16 protein-coding genes and 1 riboswitch are annotated in these 22,043 nt (G+C 68.6%); of the genes, 7 read left to right on the top strand and 9 right to left on the bottom strand.

Annotated features, from left to right (window positions below):
* Positions 1 to 3: 3 nt before the first annotated feature.
* The 5 genes from LXN01_RS14120 to ku all read right to left on the bottom strand — a co-directional run bounded on the left by LXN01_RS14120 (position 4) and on the right by ku (position 5,571).
* Positions 4 to 759: an iron ABC transporter ATP-binding protein gene (locus LXN01_RS14120; protein WP_236866060.1), complete on the bottom strand. Its 756-nt coding sequence runs from the start codon at positions 757 to 759 to the stop codon at positions 4 to 6.
* The gene (locus LXN01_RS14115) at positions 756 to 1,790 is read right to left on the bottom strand and encodes an iron chelate uptake ABC transporter family permease subunit (RefSeq protein ID WP_236866131.1); all 1,035 of its coding nucleotides are present in this window, start codon (positions 1,788 to 1,790) and stop codon (positions 756 to 758) included. The genes LXN01_RS14120 and LXN01_RS14115 overlap by 4 nt, the downstream gene beginning before the upstream one ends.
* A gap of 235 nt (positions 1,791 to 2,025) precedes the next feature.
* A complete protein-coding gene (locus tag LXN01_RS14110; protein ID WP_425547667.1) occupies positions 2,026 to 3,039 on the bottom strand; it encodes an ABC transporter permease in 1,014 nt (337 codons plus the stop codon).
* A 7-nt stretch (positions 3,040 to 3,046) separates the two neighbouring features.
* Positions 3,047 to 4,054 carry a siderophore ABC transporter substrate-binding protein gene (locus LXN01_RS14105; protein ID WP_236866057.1) on the bottom strand — a complete coding sequence of 336 codons (1,008 nt, stop codon included), beginning with the start codon at positions 4,052 to 4,054 and terminating at the stop codon, positions 3,047 to 3,049.
* Between the two features lie 230 nt (positions 4,055 to 4,284).
* Positions 4,285 to 5,571 (bottom strand): non-homologous end joining protein Ku, encoded by a 1,287-nt coding sequence (ku, locus tag LXN01_RS14100; protein WP_236866055.1) that lies wholly within the window; start codon positions 5,569 to 5,571, stop codon positions 4,285 to 4,287.
* 133 nt (positions 5,572 to 5,704) lie between these two features.
* On the opposite strand from ku, the gene LXN01_RS14095 reads away from it, so the two are divergent.
* On the top strand, positions 5,705 to 8,377 hold the full coding sequence (locus LXN01_RS14095) for an ATP-dependent DNA ligase (protein WP_236866053.1): 2,673 nt from the start codon (positions 5,705 to 5,707) through the stop codon (positions 8,375 to 8,377).
* 7 nt (positions 8,378 to 8,384) lie between these two features.
* Here LXN01_RS14095 and LXN01_RS14090 read toward each other — a convergent pair whose 3' ends face one another.
* Positions 8,385 to 9,014, bottom strand: coding sequence for a hypothetical protein (locus tag LXN01_RS14090; RefSeq protein ID WP_336885279.1), 630 nt, complete (start codon positions 9,012 to 9,014; stop codon positions 8,385 to 8,387).
* Positions 9,015 to 9,150: 136 nt separating this feature from the next.
* On the opposite strand from LXN01_RS14090, the gene LXN01_RS14085 reads away from it, so the two are divergent.
* Positions 9,151 to 10,812: an amidohydrolase gene (locus LXN01_RS14085; protein ID WP_236866051.1), complete on the top strand. Its 1,662-nt coding sequence runs from the start codon at positions 9,151 to 9,153 to the stop codon at positions 10,810 to 10,812.
* A gap of 5 nt (positions 10,813 to 10,817) precedes the next feature.
* Here the strand turns inward: LXN01_RS14085 and LXN01_RS14080 are convergent, their stop codons facing one another.
* The 3 genes from LXN01_RS14080 to LXN01_RS14070 all read right to left on the bottom strand — a co-directional run bounded on the left by LXN01_RS14080 (position 10,818) and on the right by LXN01_RS14070 (position 13,587).
* Entirely contained in the window at positions 10,818 to 11,291 is a 474-nt protein-coding gene (locus LXN01_RS14080) for a MarR family winged helix-turn-helix transcriptional regulator (RefSeq protein WP_236866048.1), read from the bottom strand.
* Positions 11,292 to 11,457: 166 nt separating this feature from the next.
* Positions 11,458 to 12,003, bottom strand: a complete 546-nt coding sequence (locus LXN01_RS14075) for a YceI family protein (RefSeq protein WP_236866046.1) — start codon at positions 12,001 to 12,003, stop codon at positions 11,458 to 11,460.
* Positions 12,004 to 12,165: 162 nt separating this feature from the next.
* Positions 12,166 to 13,587, bottom strand: a complete 1,422-nt coding sequence (locus tag LXN01_RS14070) for an MBL fold metallo-hydrolase (RefSeq protein WP_236866044.1) — start codon at positions 13,585 to 13,587, stop codon at positions 12,166 to 12,168.
* Between the two features lie 265 nt (positions 13,588 to 13,852).
* Between LXN01_RS14070 and LXN01_RS14065 the strand changes: the two genes are divergently transcribed.
* The 5 genes from LXN01_RS14065 to LXN01_RS14045 all read left to right on the top strand — a co-directional run bounded on the left by LXN01_RS14065 (position 13,853) and on the right by LXN01_RS14045 (position 21,953).
* Positions 13,853 to 15,295 (top strand): aldehyde dehydrogenase, encoded by a 1,443-nt coding sequence (locus LXN01_RS14065; RefSeq protein ID WP_236866042.1) that lies wholly within the window; start codon positions 13,853 to 13,855, stop codon positions 15,293 to 15,295.
* A gap of 173 nt (positions 15,296 to 15,468) precedes the next feature.
* A riboswitch (glycine riboswitch) is annotated at positions 15,469 to 15,556 on the top strand.
* A gap of 130 nt (positions 15,557 to 15,686) precedes the next feature.
* Positions 15,687 to 18,662, top strand: a complete 2,976-nt coding sequence (gcvP, locus tag LXN01_RS14060; protein WP_236866041.1) for an aminomethyl-transferring glycine dehydrogenase — start codon at positions 15,687 to 15,689, stop codon at positions 18,660 to 18,662.
* The gene (gene gcvT / locus LXN01_RS14055; protein ID WP_236866040.1) at positions 18,662 to 19,810 is read left to right on the top strand and encodes a glycine cleavage system aminomethyltransferase GcvT; all 1,149 of its coding nucleotides are present in this window, start codon (positions 18,662 to 18,664) and stop codon (positions 19,808 to 19,810) included. The genes gcvP and gcvT overlap by 1 nt, the downstream gene beginning before the upstream one ends.
* Before the next feature lie 149 nt (positions 19,811 to 19,959).
* The gene (gene gcvH / locus LXN01_RS14050; RefSeq protein ID WP_236866039.1) at positions 19,960 to 20,358 is read left to right on the top strand and encodes a glycine cleavage system protein GcvH; all 399 of its coding nucleotides are present in this window, start codon (positions 19,960 to 19,962) and stop codon (positions 20,356 to 20,358) included.
* Between the two features lie 158 nt (positions 20,359 to 20,516).
* Positions 20,517 to 21,953 carry an L-serine ammonia-lyase gene (locus LXN01_RS14045; RefSeq protein ID WP_236866038.1) on the top strand — a complete coding sequence of 479 codons (1,437 nt, stop codon included), beginning with the start codon at positions 20,517 to 20,519 and terminating at the stop codon, positions 21,951 to 21,953.
* Positions 21,954 to 22,043 lie beyond the last annotated feature (90 nt).

The raw sequence follows: 22,043 nt of genomic DNA, 5'->3' as shown, positions 1-22,043 counted from the left end.
GGCTCAGTAGTACACCGCCAGCGGACCGTGGGGGCCCGCGATGACCTTGACCGGGGTGTCGAAGACGTGTGACAGCACCTCATCGCGCATGATCTCGTCGGAGGTCCCGTGCTGGACGACCTGGCCGTCCTTGACCGCGCAGATCCGATCCGCGTAGTGGCCGGCGAAGTTGATGTCGTGGAGCACGATGACCACGGTCCGCCCGAGCTCGCGCGCAGCCCGGTGCAGGTGCTGCATCATCTGCACCGAATGGCGCATGTCGAGGTTGTTGAGCGGCTCGTCGAGGAGCACGTAGTCGGTGTCCTGCGCGAGCACCATCGCGACGTAGGCGCGCTGTCGCTGGCCGCCGGACAGCTCGTCGAGATAGCGCCCCTCGAGGTCGGTGAGGCCCAGGAAGTCGATCGACTGGCTGATCATGTCCTCGTCGACGCGGGTCAGGCGGCCCTTCGAATGCGGGAAGCGACCGAAGCCCACGAGCTGACGGACCGTCAGCCGGGTGACGAAGTGGTTCTCCTGGCGGAGGATCGACACGATCTTGGCCAGGTCCTTCGAGTTCGTCTTCGCGATGTCGTAGCCGGCGATCTCGATCGTGCCCTCGTCCATTCCCATGAGGCGGCCGATCATGGTCAGCAGCGTCGACTTGCCGGCACCGTTGGGGCCGACAAGAGCCGTGACGCCGCCGTTGGGGATGGTGAGGTCGACCGGTCCGATCGCGACCTCGGACGAGTAGTTCTTGGTCACCGCACTGAGAGTGATCACAGCCGTCCCTTCCGCAGGATGTAGATGAGAAAGAATGTGCCGCCGACGATCTCGATGATGACGCCCACCGAGCCCTCGGCGTAGAAGAAGTTCTTGAGCGCGAAGTGCGCGCCAGCCAGCACCACGAAGCCGATGAGCCAGGACATCGGGAAGATGTACCGGTGGTCGTGCGTGTCCGCCAGCTGATAGGCGATCATCGCGACGAGGAAGCCGAAGAACGTCATCGGTCCGACGAGCGCGGTCGACACCGCCATGAGAACCGAGACGAGGAGCAGCACGAGGATCGTCTGCCGGCGGTGGTCGACTCCCAGATTCACCGCGGTCTCGCGGCCCAGCGCCAAGACGTTGAGGCGGGTGGAGCCGAACCACAGCACGCCGCCGGCCGCGGCTGCCAGCGGGATCGCCAGGGCCAGGTAGCTCGCGTCGGCATTGGCGATGCTGCCGATCAGCCGGGCGGTGAGCAGATCGAACTCGCTCGGCGTGAGGAGCCGCTGCATGAAGGTCGCAAGCGCGCCCAACCCGCCGCCGAGGATGATGCCGATGAGCAGCATGATCTGCAGATTGCCGTACTTGCCCGACAGCAGCCAGCCGTACAGCAGGCCGGCGAAGACCACCATGAGCACGATCTGCAGGAAGAACTGGAGCGTGCCGGTCATCATGACCAGGCCCAGGCCGCCGAAGAGGAACACGGAACCGGTCTGCACCAGCCGGTACAGGGACTCGAAGCCCATGATCGACGGCGTGATGATCCGATTGTTGGCGACCGTCTGGAAGCTCACGGTGGCGATCGCCTGGCAGAAGGCGACGATGGCGATGATGACGAGGTTCGTCGCGCGCATCTGGGCGATGAGCCAGAAGCCGTCTGTTCCGAGCGGCATCGGGTTGTCCCAGACCAGCGAGCCTGCCGTCGTCAGGATCGCCAGCACCGCGAGGACGGCGAAGACCGACCAGTAGCGCCGCTTGGCACGCCCGGTGGGCAGCGGGCCGGCATGACGACGGTTCGGCGAGGCGAGCCGGGAACCGCCGCCCAGGGGCTTGTGCACCGACCGAGGCGACAGGGAGTGGCCGTCGACGGGGTCGAGCAGGGCGCCGGTCGAGCGGCGGCGGGCGGCAGCTCCCGTCGGCGTGCCCGTGGGCCGATTCGCGGACCGGGCGGTGGGGAAGCCGGGGGACTGCTCGACACCGGTCCGCGCCTCGGGCACGGGCGGTGCGGCCTGCTCGGCGGTGCCGGCGGACGCCTCGGCGGGCTGGGTGTTCGGGATCCGCTCAGCCACGGCGACGCTGCCTGAGGAGGAGGGCGATGAACACGGCGGCGCCGATGATCGCGAGGATCAGGGAGACGGGAACTTCGAAGGGCATGATGATGGTGCGTCCGATGATGTCGCAGACGGTGACGATGGAGATGCCGAGCAGGCAGACCCACGGCAGGTTCGAGCGCAGGTCGTCGCCGCGGAACATCGACACGATGTTGGGCACGATGAGCCCGAGGAACGGCAGGTTGCCGACCACCACGGTGACGATTCCGGTGGCGATCGCGATGAGACCGGTGCCGAGCAGCAGCACCTGGTTGTAGTTGAGGCCGACGTTGGTGGCGATCTCCTCACCCAGTCCGGCGACGGTGAAGCGGTCGGCGGCGATGAAGATGACGATCACGATCACGGCCACGGCCCAGAGCGGCTCGTACTGGCCGCGCAGCACCGAAGTGAAGGAGCCTGCGAACCAGATGCCCATGCTCTGGAGCATGTCGGTCTGCAGCGCGATGAAGGTCGAGACCGCGCCCACGACTGCGCCGAGCATCATGCCGACGATCGGGACGATGACCGAGGACCTGAGCGTCACCCGGCGCAGGAACGCGAAGAAGATCATGGTGCCGAGGAACGCTGTGAGGACGGCGAAGGTCATCTTGACCAGCAGCGAGGAGTCCGGCCACACGATCATCACGAGGAGCAGGCCGAGGCCGGCCCACTCCGTGGTGCCGGTCGTCGTCGGCTCGACGAAGCGGTTCTGGGTCAGCAGCTGCATGACCAGGCCGCACATCGCCATCGCGGCGCCTGCCAGCACGAGGGCGACCGTGCGCGGGATGCGGGTGATCGCGAACATCTCACCGCCGTCCTCGGCGCCGAAGATGTCGTAGACGCCGACGAACAGCGACAGCACGACGAGCCCGACCGTGCCGATCAGTCCGAGCAGCAGCGGCCAGGTGAACAGACGCCCCGTGGGCCGCCGGCCTTCCAGCCGGCGACCCACGGTCCGTGTGTCAGAGGTGTGCGAATCGAGCACCAGGGGGTCAGTCCTTCTCCATCGCATCGGCGACGGTGTTGAAGAACTCGGTGTAGGTCTGGATGCTCTCGTTGACGTAGGTGTCCTGCGGCATGTAGACGATGTTCTCGTCCTGCACGGCCTGGACGTTCTGCAGCGCCTCGGAGTCCGCGAGGAGCTCGTTGGCCGGGGTGTACTCCTCCTCGGAGTTGGCGCTCACGCCGGCATCGCGGTCCAGGACCAGGATCCAATCGGGGTTCGACTCGGCGATCGCCTCGACGGAGATGTCATCGCCCTGGTGGTTCGCGGAGGAGTCCTCCGTCTCGAGCGCAGGAGTCAGGCCCAGGACCTCGTAGACCGGGCCCAGGGTGCGGCCTTCGCCAGGAGCCGAGTAGTTGATCTCGCCGCCGGACGTGATCACGGACATGACGGTGTCCTCGGCGTCGTACGCGCCCTTCACGCGCTCGATCGAGGCATCGAAGTCCTCGACGAGCTGCTGGGCGTCATCCTCGCGGTCGAAGATCGTGCCGAGTGCTTCGGTCTGGCGCTTGAGCTCCTCGTCGAAGGCTTCGCCGTCACGGGGATCGAGGGCCAGGACGGTGGCCTCGGGGGCGAGCTTCGTGAAGTCCTCGTGGTACTGGGAGAAGCGCTGACCGTTGATGATGAGGTCGGGCTCGGCGGCGACGACGGCCTCGAGGTCCGGCTCGCGGTGGCTGCCGAGGTCGATGACCTCCTCGTCATCGCGGTAGGAGATGCCCTCGGGGACGAGCTGCTTGGGAGCGGCCTTGAGCTCGACACCCCAGGTGTCGAGGGTCTCGAAGAGGCGGTTGTCCGTGGCGACGACGCTCTGCGGCGGGACGACGACGTCCTGCGTGCCGTTGTTGTCCTCGATCTGGACGGTCGAGGTCTCCCCGCCGGTCTCCTCGGCTGCGGCGCTCGCGCTCTCGGCCTCCGAGTTCCCGCAGGCGGACAGCCCGAGGATCAGGGCCGCAGAGGCGGCGATGGCGGCGGGAAGGCGACGGTTCTTCGCGAGCATCGGCGATGGCTCCTTGTGATCGGTGGCACCCGTTGGCATCAGTGACACGCAACGGCGTGTGCAGGGAGCCGGACCGACACCCGCGATCCAGCGGTACTGGTGTTTAGGTCAGGCTTCCCTTATTTAATTCGACAACGCCCAAATTACCTAAATGATTCCAGGTCTGTCCAACCGCTCCAGCGTGTCGTGGGTCACACTCCTGATCGCTGATCGCGACAGGTCCGTCCTGATCAGGCGGACTTCCGGGAGCTGCGGGACTTCCGACCGGTGCCTTCGGACGCGCTCTTCGATGAGGCGGACTTCGCCGACTTCGAGGTGGACTTCGTCCCCCCGGATTTCGCCGCGGGAGCCTTGGTGCTCCGGGACTTGGAGGCTGCGGGCTTCGATTCCGAGGACTTGGATTCCGAGGACTTGGAGGCTGCGGTGCTCCGGGATCCGCTCCTGGATCCGCTGCGCGCACCGCCGGTCCCGCTCTTCGTCGAGCTCTTCGTGCTCCTGCCGGTGCTGCGACGCGGGCTCGACTTCTGCTTCGCGGTCGACTCCTCGTCTTTCTCGTCGTCGCTCTCGTCGGTGCTCTTCACGCTGGAAGCGGCGTCCGCCTGGGCGTCCTCGTCGTCGGCCGTGCGGCGGGAGGCCCGCCTCTTGGACGGCGGCTTCTCCGCCTCGGCGTCGGAATCCTCGGGCGCGCTGCTGGAACGCCCCCGGCCCGACCCCTCCTTCGCCTCCTGCCGCTTGGCGTCGACGCTGCGCTTGAGGGCCTCCATGAGGTCGATGACATCGCCGCCGGTGTCCGCGTCCTCCTCGGGCACTCGGCCGAAGGTCGCCTCGGTGTCGATCGCCTCGCCGTGCTCGATCTTCTCCTGGATGAGGATGCGCAGCTGCTCCTGGTAGTCGTCGACGAACTTCTCCGGCTCGTAGTCGTCGGAGAACTGCTCGACGAGCGCCCGGGACATCGTGAGCTCCCGATCGCTGATGTTGACATCCGCGCTCGTCGACTCGAATTCGGCCTCGCGCAGCTCGTCGGCCCACAGCATGGTCTGCAGGACGATGACGTCATCGCGCACCCGCAGCGCCGCCAGCCGGGTCTTCGACCGGAGCGCGAACTTCACGATCGCCGTCCGCTCGGTCTCCTCCAGGGTGCGCCGCAGCAGGATGTAGGCCTTCGCCGACTTCGAGGAGGGCTCCAGGAAGTAGCTCTTCTCGAAGGCCATCGGATCGATCTGCTCGTCGGGCACGAACTGCACGACCTCGATCTCCTTGTCCTCGCTGGCCGGCAGCGCCTTGAGCTCCTCATCGGTGAGGATGATCGTGTCCTCGCCGTCCTCGTAGGCCTTGTCGATGTGCTCGTAGTCGACCTGCTGCCCGCAGACCTCGCACTGGCGCTTGTAGCGGATGCGGCCGCCGTCGGCGTCGTGGACCTGGTGGAGGGAGATGTCGTGGTCCTTGGTCGCCGAGTACAGCTTGACCGGCACGCTGACGAGCCCGAAGGCCACGGTCCCGGACCAGATCGCTCTCATGTTCCCACCCCTGTCGACGAGCCGCAGGCGGCACTATCATGGCTGTTGAACAAGCGTATCGAGTTCAGCGGGGAACACAAGGTTCCTTGGCTGCGGGCAGGGGGCTGCCTGCAGGGGACTGCCAGGAGGGGCGATGGCCGCGGCCGGATCGCGCAAGCGGCAGACCGTCACCGTCGACGGTCGCTCGCTGTCGCTGTCGAACCTGGACAAGGTCGTGTACCCGGAGTCGGGGACGACGAAGGCCGACATCCAGGAGTACCTGCTCGCAGTGGCCCCGGTGCTGATCCCGCAGGCAGCCTGGCGCCCGGCCACCCGGAAGCGGTGGCCCGACGGGGTCGGGGCCGAAGGAGGGCCGAAGAAGCCGTTCTTCCGGAAGAACCTGGAGGACTCCGCGCCGTCCTGGGTGCCGCGGATGCCGCTCAAGCACTCCGATCACACGAACATCTATCCGATGGTCAACGAGCCGGCCGTGCTCGCGTGGTTCGGTCAGGTCGCGGCGCTGGAGATCCACACCCCGCAGTGGCGGTTCGCCCCCGACGGTTCCAAGCAGAACCCGGACCGGATGGTGCTCGACCTCGATCCGGGCCCCGGTGTCGGGCTGCCCGAGTGCGCCGAGCTGGCACGGATGTGCCGGTCGATCCTGGCCGACATGAATCTTGAGGCGGTGCCGGTGACCTCCGGGTCGAAGGGCATCCACCTCTACGCCGGACTCGACGGCGGCTACACGTCCGAGCAGGTTTCTGCCGTGGCCCACGAGCTCGCCCGCTCCCTCGAGGCCGACCACCCCGACCTGGTCGTCAGCGACATGAAGAAGTCGCTGCGGCAGGGCAGGATCCTGCTCGACTGGAGCCAGAACCACTGGAACAAGACCACCGTGTGCCCGTACTCCCTGCGCGGCCGGGCCTGGCCCAACGTCGCCGCGCCCAGGACCTGGGAGGAGCTCGAGGACCCGGACCTCGCCCAGCTCGACCTCGGCGAGGCGATGGAGCGGGTCGAGGCGGGCATCGACCCGATGGCCGGCCTCGGCATCGACCCGGCGGGGCCCCTCGACATGGACCCTGAACTGGACGCCGCCGGGGAGCCCGCCGCCGAGGCGCCCGCCCGCGACTCGCTCACCGTGTACCGGTCCAAGCGGGACGCGAGCAGGACGCCGGAGCCGGTTCCGGCGGAGGCGCCGGCCGCCTCGGGGACGGAGCCGATCTTCGTCATCCAGGAGCACCACGCCCGCAGGCTGCACTTCGACACGCGGCTCGAGCACGACGATGTGCTCGTGTCCTGGGCGGTTCCCAAAGGCCCGCCGCTGAGCAGGGGCGTCAACCGGCTGGCGGTGCAGACCGAGGACCACCCCATGGAGTACGCCACCTTCGAGGGCACGATCCCGAAGGGGGAGTACGGGGCCGGCGAGGTGACCATCTGGGACAGCGGCACCGTCGAGATCGAGAAGTGGCGCGAGGGCAGGGAAGTCATCGCGGTCCTCCACGGCCGGCCGGGCGGCGGTCTGGGCGGGGTGCCTCGGCGCTATGTGTTCATCCACGCGGGCGAGGGCGACAACTGGCTCATGCAGCTGATGAAGGACCAGCCGGACGCGGACGCGGACGCGACGGGCGGCGGTGCGAAGGCCGGGGGAGCGAAGGCCGGTGGTTCGAAGGCCGGCGGTTCGAAAGCGGGCGGTGCGAAGACCGGGGGTTCGAAAGCGGGCGGTGCGAAGGCCGGGGGAGCGAAGGCCGGGAAGGCGAAGGCGGAGAGTGAATCCGGTGCCCGCCAACCGCGGAAGCGCCCGACCGCCCGCGCCGGTGCGGACGACTCCGATGCCGACGACTCCCCGCCGTGGACCGAGGCGCTGCCCGCGCCGATGCTCGCGACTGCGGGCACCGGCACCAGCCTCGGGAACGAGGACGGGTGGGCCTACGAGGGGAAGTGGGACGGCTACCGGGTGATCGCCGGCGTGCGCGAGGACGGGGTGGAGCTGCGCAGCCGCAGCGGCGCGGACCTGACGGCGAGCTTCCCCGAGCTCGCGGAGCTGGCGGAGCTCGCCGAGCCGGGGACCGTGATCGACGGGGAGATCGTCGCGCTCGACAGCAGCAGCCGGCCCGACTTCGGACTCCTGCAGACCCGCGGCAAGCTCGCCGGCGCACGGGAGATCGAGCGCGCGATGACGAGCACGCCGGTCTACCTGTTCGCCTTCGATGTGCTGCGCACTCCGGAGGACGGGAGCGTGATCGCCCGGCCCTACGAGGACCGCCGCGAGCTCCTGTTCACCGCGCTGCGCTCGGGTGAGCACGTGCAGATCCCCGACAATTTGGGAGTTCCACTGTCCACGGCGCTGGCCATCAGTCGTGAGCTGCGCCTGGAGGGGATCGTCGCGAAGCGGGATGATTCCGTCTACCGCCCGGGCCGGCGCTCCGCGAGCTGGATCAAGATCAAGCACGAAGCCCACCAGGAGGTCGTGATCATCGGCTGGCGGCAGGGCAATGGCGGCAGGGCGGATACGCTCGGCTCCCTGCTGCTGGCCCTCCCCGAGGACGGGAAGCTGCGCTACGCGGGCCGCGTGGGCACCGGCTTCGACGACAAGGAGCTGGCCCGGCTGCGCTCACGACTGGAGAAGATGACGCGCAAGACACCGGCTGCCCCGGACGTGCCGGACGAGGACCGCCGTGACGCTCACTGGACGAGCGCGAAGCTCGTCGGCGAGGTCAGGCATTCGGGGATGACCCGCGACGGTCGGCTGCGCCACCCGGTCTGGCGCGGGCTCCGGCCGGACAAGGCCCCGGCCGACGTCCGGTGGGAGGACGCGGCTGCGGGGTGAGGGCCGGTCATCCGCGCGGCGCGGGAGTCCCGTCGGGCGCGTACGGTCGGACCGAGGCGCGGACGGCCACCACCAGCAGCGTCACCAGACCCACGATGAGGAGTCCGTCGGCGGCGATGTAGAAGTAGTGCCAGGACGACCCGCCGCCGTCGATCCCCGCGAGCACCAGATCGGTGCGCCGGTTGAGCAGCGGCCGAATGCCGACGACCTTGATCAGCAGCACCCCGATCAGCCCGAAGGTGAGATTCCGCTGGAAGGCGCTGACGCCTCGGCGGAGGGTGGCCCACAGCAGGATCACCGCGATGACGAGCTCGACGACGTTCATCGCGGCGAAGACCAGACGCCCGATCCCCAGCCCCAGCGGGATCGTGATGCCGGGTGCCTGGAACTTCAGCGGCGCCTCGATGAGCGAGATCCCGATGATCAGCCCCAGCCACACCGCCGGCAGCACGATCCGCATGCCGGCGCCGAGGCGCGAGTCGGGTCGGGAGAACCAGGAGCCGGAGCGGCCGCCCGGTGCGGTCGACTGGTCCGAGCTGCGAGGGACACCTGGGCTGTTCGAGAAGCCTGGGCTGTTCGAGGAGCCTGGGCTGTTCGAGGAGCCTGGGCTGCTCGAGGAGCTGATGCGGTCGGCCATGTGCGCATTCTACAACTCGTAGAACTTTCTGGGAGTCCGGTGCGGCCGCGAAACCTAGGAATATGTGCCGTGAGATGGGAAGACACTCACATCGAACTTCAGGAGACCTGCCGGGCAACCTCCGTACACTTGATCTATGCGTCTCTACACTCACGCCACCGTCCACACTTTCGACCCGGCCAACCCCGTTGCGACTGCGGTGCTGGAGTCACAGGGGCGGGTGGTGGCGGCGGGCAATCTCCACGAGCTGCGCAATCTGGCGCCCGAGACCCTGCACCTCGAGGAGATCGACTGCGGCGGGAAGATCATTCTCCCCGGACTGATGGACGCCCATCTGCATGCCTCGATGTACGCGGACTCCCTGGCCGAGGTGGACCTGCGTCAGGTCCGGTCCCTGCCCGAGGCGGTCGAGGCCGTCCGCAAACATGCGGAGTCGCTGCCCGAGGGCGTGTGGGTGACCGGCGGGCGCTGGGACTTCAACACGTGGAGCTCCCCGGTTCAGCCGGACCGCGAGCTGCTCGACGCCGCGGTGCCGGACCGCCCCGTCGCGCTCTGGTCCATCGACTACCACACCCTGTGGTGCAACGGCGCCGCGCTCGCCGCCGCCGGCATCGACGAGGCGACCCCCAGCCCACGCGGTGGCGAGATCGTCCGCGACGGCGCCGGGATTCCCACGGGCATCCTGCGCGAGGACGCCGCCACCGTCGTCGAGCGCACCATTCCCGTTCCGCCGCTGGACCTGCGCACCGAGCGGATGCTCGCCGCGCAGCGTCTGTGGCTGTCCCAGGGACTGGTCGGCATCCACGATTTCGACGGCGCGGCATCCACCCAGACGTGGGAGGCCCTGCGCCAGGCTGACCAGCAGCTCCTGCGGGTGGTCAAGTACCTGCGCCTGGAGGAGTTCGAGTGGGCCAAGCAGAGCGGCTGGCGCACCGGTGACGGCGATCTGTGGTTCTCCAAGGGCGGACTCAAGCTCTTCGCCGACGGGGCCCTCGGTTCGCAGACCAGTTACATGTCCGCCCCGTACGCGGATGCCCAGGACGGGCTCGAGCACGGCCTGCAGATCGCCACCCAGGAGGTGCTCAGGGAGCAGATCACCGAGGCGCTGCGCTCCGGCATCGCGCTGGCGATCCACGCGATCGGCGACCAGGCCAACCACGAGGTGCTCGACGCCTACGAGGCCACCCAGCATCTCATGGTCCGCGCCGAACGTGACTTCACGCGTCGGTTCCGACACCGGATCGAGCACGCGCAGTTCATCCAGCCCGCCGACATCGCGCGCTTCGCCCAGCTCGGTGTCGTCGCCTCCATGCAGCCGCGCCACTGCATCTCCGACCTGCACCTGCTGCGCCGGCTGCAGCCCGACGAGTCGCTTGCGGCCTACGCATGGCACGACATGGCGGTTGCCGGGGTGCCCGTGGCCTTCGGCTCCGACGGCCCGGTCGAGCCGACCAGCCCGTTCGCCTCGATCTACGCGGCGATGACCCGGGCCGACATCTCCGGCGACCCGGCGACGACCTTCCAGCCCGAACGACGCATCAGCTCCTACGAGGCGATCGAGGCGCACTCGGCCGGTGTGGCGTTCGCCGCCGGACTGGACTCCCGGATGGGCCGGATCACGCCGGGCAGGGCCGCCGACTTCATCGTGGTCGACACCGACCCGCTCAACGGCGACGGCTACAACGGCAAGACCGGCGAGGCCGAGTCCGAGCAGGCTCTGTTCGAGCACGCCCTCAGGATCCGCGACACCGAGGTGCTGATGACGGTGGTCGACGGCACCATCGCCCACCAGGTCTGACGGGTTCAGGTCAGGTTCTTCGCGCGCAGCTCCGCCATCGCCTCCGCGACGAGCTGCGCGCGCTCCGCTCCGAGGACGTCGGTGTAGATCGAGCGCACCAGGTCGGAGATGAGGCAGGACAGGTCTTCTGCCAGCTCGGCGCCTGCTGCGGTGAGTTCCAGGTAGATCACGCGGCGGTCAACGGTGCAGCGGGCCCGTTCGGCCAGGCCGCGCTCGGTGAGCCGGTCGGCGACTTTCGTGAACCCGCCGCTGGTGAACTGTGCTTCCCGCGCGATGGCTGCCATCGGCTTGCGCTGCTCGGCAGCGTTTGCCAGCCGCAGCAGGGTCTCTGCTTCTGCCCGGTCGAGCGAGAAAGTCGACGCGACCGCGGCGTGGATCTTGTCGTTGGTGGCCTGGAAGCCCTCGATGACGAGGCCCCACTGGCTGACCGGATCGGTGCCCGTCTCCGTCTCCGGGGCGGGCATTGGTGTCTGTGGCATCACGGTCCTCTCTGCCGCCACACGGTCCACAGAGGAAGTCGCCTCCCCCCAGGTGAAATTCGGTCGGTGTTCATGTGCTTGCGGTCGCGCAGCGTCTGCTGATGCGAGAATCCCCGGTGCCGACGAAAGCCGGCACCGGGGATTCACCCGCGAAAGGGGATGGGAGTCAGTTGGCCTCGGGCAGGACGAAGGCCGCGTCGATCTCGATGGTGACCTTGTCACCGACGAGCACGCCGCCGGCTTCGAGGGCTGCGTTCCAGGTCAGGCCGAACTCCTTGCGGGAGATCTGGGTCTTGGCCGAGAAGCCCACCCGGGTGGCGCCGAAGGGGTCGACTGCCACGCCGCCGCATTCGGCGTCGAAGGTGACCGGCAGGGTGGTGTCCTTGATGGTCAGGTCACCGGTGAGCTTGAAGTCCTCGAAGTCGCCCTCGGCGCTGGTGGCCTTGAAGGTCATCTCCGGGTACTTCTCGACGTCGAAGAAGTCTTCGCCCTTGACGTGGGCGTCGCGGTTGTCGTCGTTGGAGTCGAACGACGCGGTCTTCACCGACGCCTCGACGGCGGACGAGGCGAGGGTGTCGCCGATCACGAGGGTGGCCTCGGCGTCGGCGAACTGTCCGCGCACCTTGCTGATGCCCGCGTGGCGGACCGTGAAGCCGATCTCGGTGTGGGACATGTCCAGGTTCCAGGTGCCAGTGCTGAGTGCAACGGTCATAGGTTCTCTCCTTGAGTCTGAGTTCCGGCCGGCGTTCCCCGACCTTCCTGTTCCAGTGTGCCCCAGAAGTAGATGAAATGTCAACTACTGTCTCGGAAGAAGTTTCCGCGGAAGCAGATTCGGTCTGCCCGCACCGCCCGCCCTCGCACCAGACCGACGAGCTCAGGCGGTGGCGGGCTCCTCGGCTGCGGCGCCTCGGGTGCTGTTCCAGTCGGACCACCCGTTGTAGCTGCCTTCGAGCTCGAGCACCCGGTAGCCCGCGGCCCGCAGCGCCGAGGCGGCCACCGAGTTGCGCACGCCGGACTGGCAGTACGACACGATGGTGCCGCCGTCCTGGGGGAGTTCGTCCAGGTGCCACATCACCCTGCCGGCGTTGAGCTGAGTCGCGCCGGGGATGTGCCCGCCTGCGAACTCGGACTTGCCGCGCACGTCGAGCAGCAGTTCGTAGTCGGTCGCGGCGAGCTCGGAGGGGGCGACGGTCTCCGGCTCGACCAGGGGGAGGCCGTCGAACGTGGTGATGTAGCCGGCGAACTCGTCGATCCCCACGCGCACCAGGTGATCGCGCAGCTCCTCGGCCTGCTCGGAGGTGTCGGCCAGCAGGACAACCGGGCGGGACTCGCGCTCCGGGTCGTAGACCCAGGCGCCGTAGGCGGCCGGCTTCGCGGCCGGGATATTGAGGCTGCCCGCGGCGGTGCCGGAGTGCACGAGCGAGTTGTGCCGGGTGTCGACCACGATGACCTCGCCGACGACGAGCGACTGGGCCACCTGGGCCGGGTCGAGCTCGGGCAGGGAGGGACGACGTCCCATGACTGCCGGGCCCTCGCGATTCTGGCGCTTCATCCGGGAGAAGTAGGAGTGCGCATCGGGCTGACCGCTGAGCAGCTCGTCGACGAATCCCTGCTCGTCGCCGTCGCGCAGGTACGGTGCCCACCAGGAGAAGAGGCGCTCGTAGCCGACCGTCGACGACGGGATCGAGCCCAGAGCCTTGCCGCAGGGGCTGCCGGCGCCGTGAGCGGGCAGAACCTGCACCCAGTCCGGCAGGGTGAGGAACACATCCCGCAGGCTGGCGAAGAGGTCCTGGGCACCGGCGAACCGGGTGTCGTCACCGGCGGCGACTTCGTCGAGCAGATCCGGTCGGCCCAGGTCGCCGACGAACACGAAGTCACCCGACAGCAGGTAGCCCGGCTGATCGGTCATCGAGCCGTCGGTGACGAGGAAGCACAGGTGCTCGGGGGTGTGACCGGGAGTGTGAAGAGCCTGCACGGTGATGGTGCCGACGGTGAAGGTGTCGCCATGGTGCAGGCGCTGGGCGTCGAAGCCGTACTGCCAGCCCTGTCCGCCCTCACCGGAGACGTAGATCTGCGCGCCGGTCGCCTCGGCGATCTCGCGGGTGCCCGACAGGTAGTCGGCGTGGATGTGGGTCTCCGTCACGGCGGTGATCCGCAGGCCGTTGGCCGCCGCCAGGCCGGTGAAGGCCTGGACGTCCCGACGCCCGTCCACGACGAGGGCCTCGCCTGTCTCCTGGCAGCCGAGGAGGTAGGCGGCCTGCGAGAGATCGTGATCGTAGATGCGCTCGATGAGCATGGCGGTCTCCTTTGCGAGTTCAGGGGAGCGTGACGCCCAGTTCAACATCACCCTAACGACCCCGCCGGGTGCCGGTGGCAACGCGAGTTGTGGGATTGCTCTCGACAGTGAAGTCTGAGTGAAGATTGAACGGCTGATCGTTCTTGACTTTCAAAATCCTGCTCCATAACGTTGTCATCGCTGGTGTTCGACGATGAACACCGGCTTTTTCAGCATCTTCGGCCTTTCATCACCTTGGCGCAGCTGCCAGACACAGGAGTCTGCCGTGACCGACCATTCAGAGCTGTTCATCGACGGGACCTGGGTTGCCCCGCAGGGCACCGAGACCATCAACGCCTATTCCGCCTCCACCGAGGAGCGCATCGGGTCCTTCCCCGAAGCCTCGCCGGCCGACATCGACGCCGCGGTCGCGGCGGCCCGCCGGGCGCTGACCTCACCTGAATGGGCGGAGATCACCCAGGCCGAGCGCGCTGCGCTGATGAATCGCTTCGCCGATGTGCTCGAGGCCGGGAAGGACGAGCGCGCCCGGCTGGTCAGCACCCAGAACGGCATGCCGATCTCGATCGCAAGCTTCGCCGAAGGCGACGGCGTCGTGGCGCTGCTGCGCTACTACGCGTCACTGGCGGAGTCGGTCGAGCTCGAGGAGATCCGCCCCCGCGTGGACGGCACCGGCACGACGGTGGTGCAGAGGACGCCGATCGGCGTGGTCGGCGCCATCGCCCCATGGAACTACCCGGCGGTGCTGGCGATGTTCAAGCTCGCCCCGATCCTCGCCTCGGGGTCGACGGTCGTCTTCAAACCGTCGCCGGAGACCACTCTCGATTCCTTCACGATGGCACAGGCGGCATTGGAGGCCGGCATCCCGCCGGGAGTCATCAACGTCGTCCCCGGAGGACCGGAGACCGGCAAGCACCTGGTGGCCCACCCCGGTGTCGACAAGGTCGCATTCACGGGATCGACCCGCGCCGGCAGGCAGATCGGCCGGGTCTGCGGGGAGCTCCTCAAGCCGGTCACGCTCGAGCTCGGCGGGAAATCGGCCGGCATCATCCTCGAGGACGCGCCGGTCGCGGAGACGGTCACCGGGCTGGCGACGGCATCCCTGCTCAACACCGGCCAGACCTGCTACATGTCCACGCGGATCCTGGCGCCGAAGTCCCGCTATGACGAGTTCGTCGAGGCGATCACCGCAATGGCATCGTCGCTGCCGGTCGGTGATCCGCTCGACCCGAACACGTTCATCGGGCCACTCGTGAGCAAGGCACAGAAGGAGCGCGTGCTCGGCTACATCGAGCAGGGCAAGGCCGAGGGCGCGACCCTGACGACCGGCGGCGGCGAGCCGAAGGACATCGACCGGGGCTGGTACGTGGAGCCGACGGTGTTCAGCAACGTCGACAACTCCTCGGCGATCGCCCGCGAGGAGATCTTCGGACCGGTCCTCTCGGTCATCCCGTACACCGATGAGGCCGAGGCGATCGCACTCGCCAACGATTCCGAGTACGGGCTCGGCGGCACGGTGTGGACCGCCGACCAGGACCGCGGGCTCCAGGTCGCCCGCCGGGTCGCCACCGGGTCGTTCGGCGTCAACAGCTACAACCTCGACTGGGGCGCGCCGTTCGGCGGAGTGAAGAGCAGCGGCCTCGGCCGAGAGCTCGGACCGGAGGGCCTGGCGGCGTACTTCTCGCTGAAGTCGATCTTCCTGGGGAGCTGAGCGCGGGCAGCGCGACAGCGGGTCGGGCGCTGCCGCGCTGCCGAGGCGCCCGGCGGGTTGGCCGGGTGCCCCAGCGCCGAGGCGCCCGGCCGGCGGAGCGCGCCCTGTCGCCGATGACTATGCACCGGTCGGGTGGAGACCGTAAGATGGTCGGAACAGTTGAATAGCCGCTACGACATGTTTCGGGAGAGCCGCTGCACGCGGCGCCGTAGGTGCAATCCCTCCCCGGGAAACTCTCAGGCCCAGTACCGGAGCATGTAGGCACCTCTGGAAGAACTTGACCTCCATCGGCGCGAGCCGAAGCAGGCGCGGTGATGACAGAGCGGGGAGGAGCACAACGTCCGTTTCGTGTTCGTCCGCTGCGATGAACCCGACCTGTGAGGATTTCTCCATGACAGCTGGCTCTCTGGCCCGAACCCCCGGTTCCCTGGCCCACACCTCGGCGTCCACCGGCGACGCCGTCCGTCCCTTCTCCGACCGCCACATCGGCCCGCGCGGAGATCAGCTCGGCGAGATGCTGAGCGCCATCGGCTACGGCTCCCTCGACGAGCTCGCCTCAGTGGCGGTGCCGAGCAACATCCAGCAGCAGTCGCCGCTGAACCTGCCGCCGGCGCTCACCGAGGCCGAGGTCCTCGACCGCCTCCGCGAGCTGGCCGGCAAGAACGTCCTGCGCAAGCAGATGATCGGGCAGGGCTACTACGACACCATCACCCCGCCCGTGATCCGCCGCAATGTGGTGGAGAACCCGGCCTGGTACACCGCCTACACGCCCTACCAGCCGGAGATCAGCCAGGGTCGGCTCGAGGCGCTGCTGAACTTCCAGCAGGTCGTCCAGGACCTCACCGGCCTCGACATCGCCAACGCCTCGCTGCTCGACGAGGCCACGGCCGTCGCCGAGGCGGTGCTCCTCATGCGCCGGGCCAACAAGAAGGGCTCGGTCGTCGTCGTCGACTCCGAGACCCACCCCCAGACCATCGCCGTGGTCCGGGCACGCGCCCGCGCCATGGACTTCGAGGTCCGGATCGCAGACCTGTCCCAGGGGCTCGTCGGCGAGGACGTGTTCGGCATCGTGTGCTCCCAGCCGGGCACCTCCGGCGCGATCCGCGGCTTCGCCGACGCCGTGTCCGGGGCCAAGGAGCGCGGTGCGCAGGTGACGTTCGTGTCCGACCTGCTGGCCCTGACCCTGCTGGAGTCCCCGGCTGCCCAGGGTGCCGACATCGCAGTCGGCTCGTCCCAGCGACTCGGTGTGCCGCTGTTCTTCGGCGGTCCGCACGCCGCGTTCATGGCAGTCAAGGACAAGCTCAAGCGGATGCTGCCCGGCCGACTGGTCGGGGTGTCCAAGGACGTCGAGGGCATGCCCGCCTACCGGCTGGCGCTGCAGACCCGCGAGCAGCACATCCGCCGCGAGAAGGCGACCTCCAACATCTGCACCGCCCAGGCGCTGCTGGCAGTCGTCGCGGCGATGTACGCCGTCTACCACGGCCCGGTCGGTCTGACCCGGATCGCCTCGCGCATCCATCGGCTGGCCCACGCGTTCGGCGAGCAGGTCGCCCAGGCCGAGGGCACCTCGGTCGTCACCGAGAGCTACTTCGACACGCTCACCATCGCCGTGCCAAATGCGGCTGCCGCGGTTGCGGCCGCTGATGCCGCCGGGATCAACGTGCGTCTGTCCGACGAGTCCCACATCAGCGTGTCCTTCGGCGAGCCGCACACCGTGGCCGACGCCAACGATCTGCTCGAGGCGCTCGGCGCGCCGGGCCGGATCGACAAGGAGGCGTTCATCGCGGCCGGTGAGGGCACCTTCGGCGAGGGCCACGTGGCCAAGCCGCAGCTGCCCGAGGAGCTGGTGCGCACCTCGGAGTTCATGACCCACCCGGTGTTCAACACCTACGGGTCGGAGACCATGATGATGCGCTACCTGCGCACGCTGGCCGACCGCGACCTCGCGCTCGACCGGACCATGATCCCGCTGGGCTCGTGCACGATGAAGCTCAACGCCGCGGTGGAGATGGAATCCATGACGTGGCCGGAGTTCGCCTCCATCCACCCGTTCGCCCCGGACGAGCAGACCGCCGGCTGGCGCGAGCTCATCGGCGAGCTGGAGGACATGCTCGTCGAGGTGACCGGATACGACCAGGTCTCCATCCAGCCCAACGCCGGCTCGCAGGGCGAGCTGGCCGGCCTGCTCGCGATCCGCGGCTACCATCTGTCCAATGGCCAGCCGGAGCGCCGGATATGTCTGGTGCCCGCCTCGGCGCACGGCACCAATGCCGCCTCCGCGGTGCTCGCCGGGCTCGAGGTGGCCGTCGTCGCCACCGCGGACGACGGCTCGATCGACCTCGACGACCTCGATGCGAAGATCGAGAAGCACCGCGACACGCTCGCCGGCATCATGATCACCTACCCGTCCACGCACGGCGTGTTCGAGGCCGACGTCCGCAAGGTGTGCGAGAAGATCCACGACGCCGGCGGCCAGGTCTACCTCGACGGCGCGAACCTCAACGCGCTCCTCGGGCTCGCGCAGCCGGGCAAGTTCGGCGGCGACGTGTCCCACCTCAACCTGCACAAGACGTTCTGCATCCCCCACGGCGGCGGCGGCCCGGGCGTCGGCCCGGTCGCGGTCCGCGAGCACCTCGCGCCGTTCCTGCCGGGCGACGCCACGGATCCGCAGCTCGTCGCCGGAGACCCGGAGGCCACCCGCCTGCCGGTGAGCGCCTCGATCCACGGTTCGGCCGGCGTGCTGCCCATCAGCTGGGCCTATCTCAAGCTCATGGGACCCGACGGGCTGGTCGAGGCGACCAAGACCGCACTGCTCGGCGCGAACTACATCGCCCGCGAGCTCCACGACTCCTTCCCGGTGCTCTACTCCGGTGAGGCGGGCCTGGTGGCTCACGAGTGCATCCTCGACCTGCGCGACATCACCGCTCAGACCGGGGTGACCGCCGAGGACGTCTGCAAGCGCCTGGTCGACTACGGCTTCCACGCGCCCACCCTGGCCTTCCCGGTGGCGGGCACCCTGATGGTCGAGCCCACCGAGTCGGAGGACAAGGCGGAGATCGACCGGTTCATCACCGCCATGCGCACCATCCGCGCGGAGATCGACGCGATCGGCAGCGCTTACTCCTACGAGGAGTCCCCGCTGCACAACGCGCCGCACACCGCCACCAGCGTGATGGACGACTGGGACGCCAAGTACTCGCGGGAGACCGCCGTCTTCCCCGTGCCCAGCCTGAAGATGACGAAGTACTTCCCGCCCGTGCGCCGGATCCTCGGGGCCTACGGCGACCGAAACCTCGTCTGCTCCTGCCCGCCGCCGGAGGCGTTCGACCCCAGCTACCGTGACTCCGACTCCGAGGGAGACGCCTGATGACCGAGACCACTCCCAAGCACACGCCGCTGCACGGGGTGCACGAGAAGCTCGGCGCGAGCTTCACCGACTTCGGCGGCTGGGACATGCCGCTGAAGTACGGCTCCGAGCTCGGCGAGCACAAGGCCGTGCGTGAGGCGGCCGGCATCTTCGACCTGTCGCACATGGGCGAGGTGCGGGTCACCGGGCCGGATGCCGCGGCCTTCCTCGACTTCGCGCTCGTGGCGAAGTACTCGAAGATGAAGCTCGGCAAGGCCCGCTACGGCGTGATCGTCGACGAGCACGGCTACCTGCTCGACGACCTCATCACCTACCGGATCGCCGAGGACGAGTACCTCGTCGTCCCCAACGCCGGCAACACGCCCGTCGTGGCCGAGGCGCTCACGGACCGGGCCAACCAGTTCACCGCGGAGATCCAGCCCGCCGCCGAGGTGACCGTCGCCGACGAATCCGGCGACACCGCGCTCATCGCCGTCCAGGGCCCCAAGGCCGAGGAGATCCTGCTCGCGACGCAGGACTCCGAGGAGGGGCAGCAGACGGTGCGCGAGCTCGGATACTACGCGTGGGCGCCGCTGACCGTCGCCGGGATCGACGTGTTCCTGGCACGGACCGGCTACACCGGTGAGGACGGCTTCGAGCTCATCATCGACAACCAGGACGCCACCGCGCTGTGGGCCGAGCTCGTGCGCGTGGGAGACGACTCCGGCCTCACCCCGTGCGGACTCGCCTCCCGCGACTCGCTGCGGCTGGAGGCGGGCATGCCGCTCTATGGCAACGAGCTCACCCGGGAGACCACCCCGTTCGACGCCGGACTCGGTCGGATGGTCGGCTTCACGACCAAGGAGACCTTCTTCGCCCGCGAGGCGCTGGAGAAGCTCGCGGAGAGTGAGCCGGCCCGCGTGCTCGTCGGCCTGACCTCGGAGGGCCGGCGTGCCGCCCGCAGCGGGGCCACCGTCTCGGTCGACGGCAGCGAGGTGGGGATCGTGACCTCCGGGCAGCCCTCGCCGACGCTCGGCCACCCGATCGCGCTCGCCTACGTCGACACCGCCGTGTCCGAACCCGGCTCCGCCGTGAGCGTGGACATCCGCGGCAAGGCTCACGACTTCGTGGTCGTCGAGCTGCCCTTCTACTCTCGGTCCGCGGACTGAGCAGACAGGCCCGAGTCCGCGGACTGGCCGGCCGTGCCATCGCGGCCCGGCGTTGCGGGATCCGCACCACGCGAAGAGCGCCGAGGCGCCTCGGCACCCGCCCGATCTGAGCCCTCCGAAAGACTGAGTTCAACGAAAGGAACATCACCATGGCAGAACTCCCCGAGCTTCCCAAGGACTTCTCGTACTCCGCCGAGCACGAGTGGGTCGACGCCGCCGCTGATGCGGTGGCCGGTCAGACCGTCAAGGTGGGCATCACCGCAGTGGCCGCCGACGCGCTCGGCGAGGTCGTGTTCGTCGACCTGCCCGAGGTGGGCGACACCGTCACCGCCGGTGAGACCTGCGGCGAGGTCGAGTCGACCAAGTCCGTGTCGGACCTGTACTCGCCGGTGACCGGCGAGGTGACGGCCGTCAACGACGAAGCCGTGGACAACCCGGGGCTGCTGAATTCGGATCCCTACGGCGAGGGCTGGCTGTTCCAGGTCGCGGTCTCCGAGGCCGGCGCCCTCATGGACGCCGCAGCCTACGCCGAAGCCAACAACGTGTAATCGCTTCCCGAAAGCGGGACGACTCGCCTGCCGCCTCCGGGGACCCGGCCGCATGGAGCGGCTCCCTGAACCGGCGCCTCTCCTCAGGGGGAGGGCGCCTCCGACGGAGGCGGCGGTCGAGTGCCCCCGTTGCGGGGGAAAGGAATGCTTGATCCGCGATGTCGATCAGCGTATTCGATCTGTTCACCGTGGGCGTGGGCCCATCCAGCTCCCACACCGTCGGCCCGATGAAGGCCGCCGCGCGATTCGTCGACCTCGTCGGCGGCCGTCTTGATGACGTCGCAGGGCTCGAAGTCGACGTCTACGGCTCGCTTGCCGCAACCGGAAAGGGCCACGGCACCTTCGACGCCATCCTCCTCGGGCTCGAAGGAGTGCGCCCGGATGCTGTCGAGCCCAACGAGATCGACGAGCGCAAGGAGCGCATGCGCCGGACCGGGACGATCATGCTCGGAGATCGCAATGAGCTCCCGTTCAGCGTCGACGACATGCGGCAGCGCCCGCTGACCGTCCTCAAGCGGCACACCAACGCTCTTCGGCTCAAGGCCCTGGACGGGACCGGCGCAGTGCTCGCTGACGAGACCTACTACTCGGTTGGCGGCGGATTCGTCGTGTCCGCGAGCGACGAGGAGGACGGTGCCGACGCCGATGCGGAGGCCCCCGTCGGCGCCCGGCCCGACCGCCCCGCTGTCGACGCGCCCAGCGGCCACGAGCAGCCGTACCCCTTCGAGACTGCGGCGGAGCTGCTCGAGCACTGCCGCGCCGACGGGCTGGCCTTCTGGGAGGTCATGCTCGCCAACGAGAAGGCGCGCCGCAGCGAGGACGAGGTCCGGTCGTACCTGCTGCACATCCACCAGGTCATGCGCGAATGCACGCTGAGCTCGCTCGACCGGACCGGTCACTTGCCCGGCGGGCTCAAGGTGCGCAGGCGTGCCCACGACTGGTACCTCAGGCTCAAGGAGGAGGACCCGAACCACGACCCGCGCTTCTACCAGGAGTGGGTCAACCTCGTCGCGCTGGCCGTCAACGAGGAGAACGCCTCGGGCGGCCGCGTGGTCACCGCTCCCACCAATGGCGCCGCCGGAATCGTGCCTGCCGTGCTCTACTACGCCCTCAACTACGTGCCCGAGGTGGCCGAGGGCGGGGACCGGACGCGCGAGGACGCGATCGTGAGGTTCCTGCTGACCGCGGGTGCGATCGGCGTGCTGTACAAGGAGCGCGCCTCGATCTCCGGTGCCGAGGTGGGGTGCCAGGGCGAGGTCGGATCTGCGTCCTCGATGGCCGCAGGAGGACTTGCCGAGGTGCTCGGCGGCACGCCCGAGCAGGTCGAGAACGCCGCCGAGATCGCGATGGAGCACAACCTGGGCCTGACCTGTGACCCGATCGCCGGGCTGGTGCAGGTGCCCTGCATCGAACGCAACGCGATCGGCGCAGGCAAGGCGGTCAACGCCGCCAAGATGGCGCTGTGGGGCGACGGGGAGCACCGGGTGTCGCTCGACGAGGTGATCGCGACGATGAAGGCCACCGGCGCGGACATGAGCGACAAGTACAAGGAGACCGCGATGGGCGGCCTGGCCGTCAACGTCGTCGAGTGCTGAGAGTCGTCGAGTACTGAGAATTCCTCTGGCCGGGCAGGATCGTTCGCAATAGACTTCCAGTACTCCAGGAAGTCAACGGCGACGAAAGGA

The sequence above is a fragment of the Brevibacterium daeguense genome, assembly GCF_021729135.1.
GTDB classification, from domain to species: domain Bacteria; phylum Actinomycetota; class Actinomycetes; order Actinomycetales; family Brevibacteriaceae; genus Brevibacterium; species Brevibacterium daeguense.
This window is presented reverse-complemented; position numbering and strand designations above follow the sequence as displayed.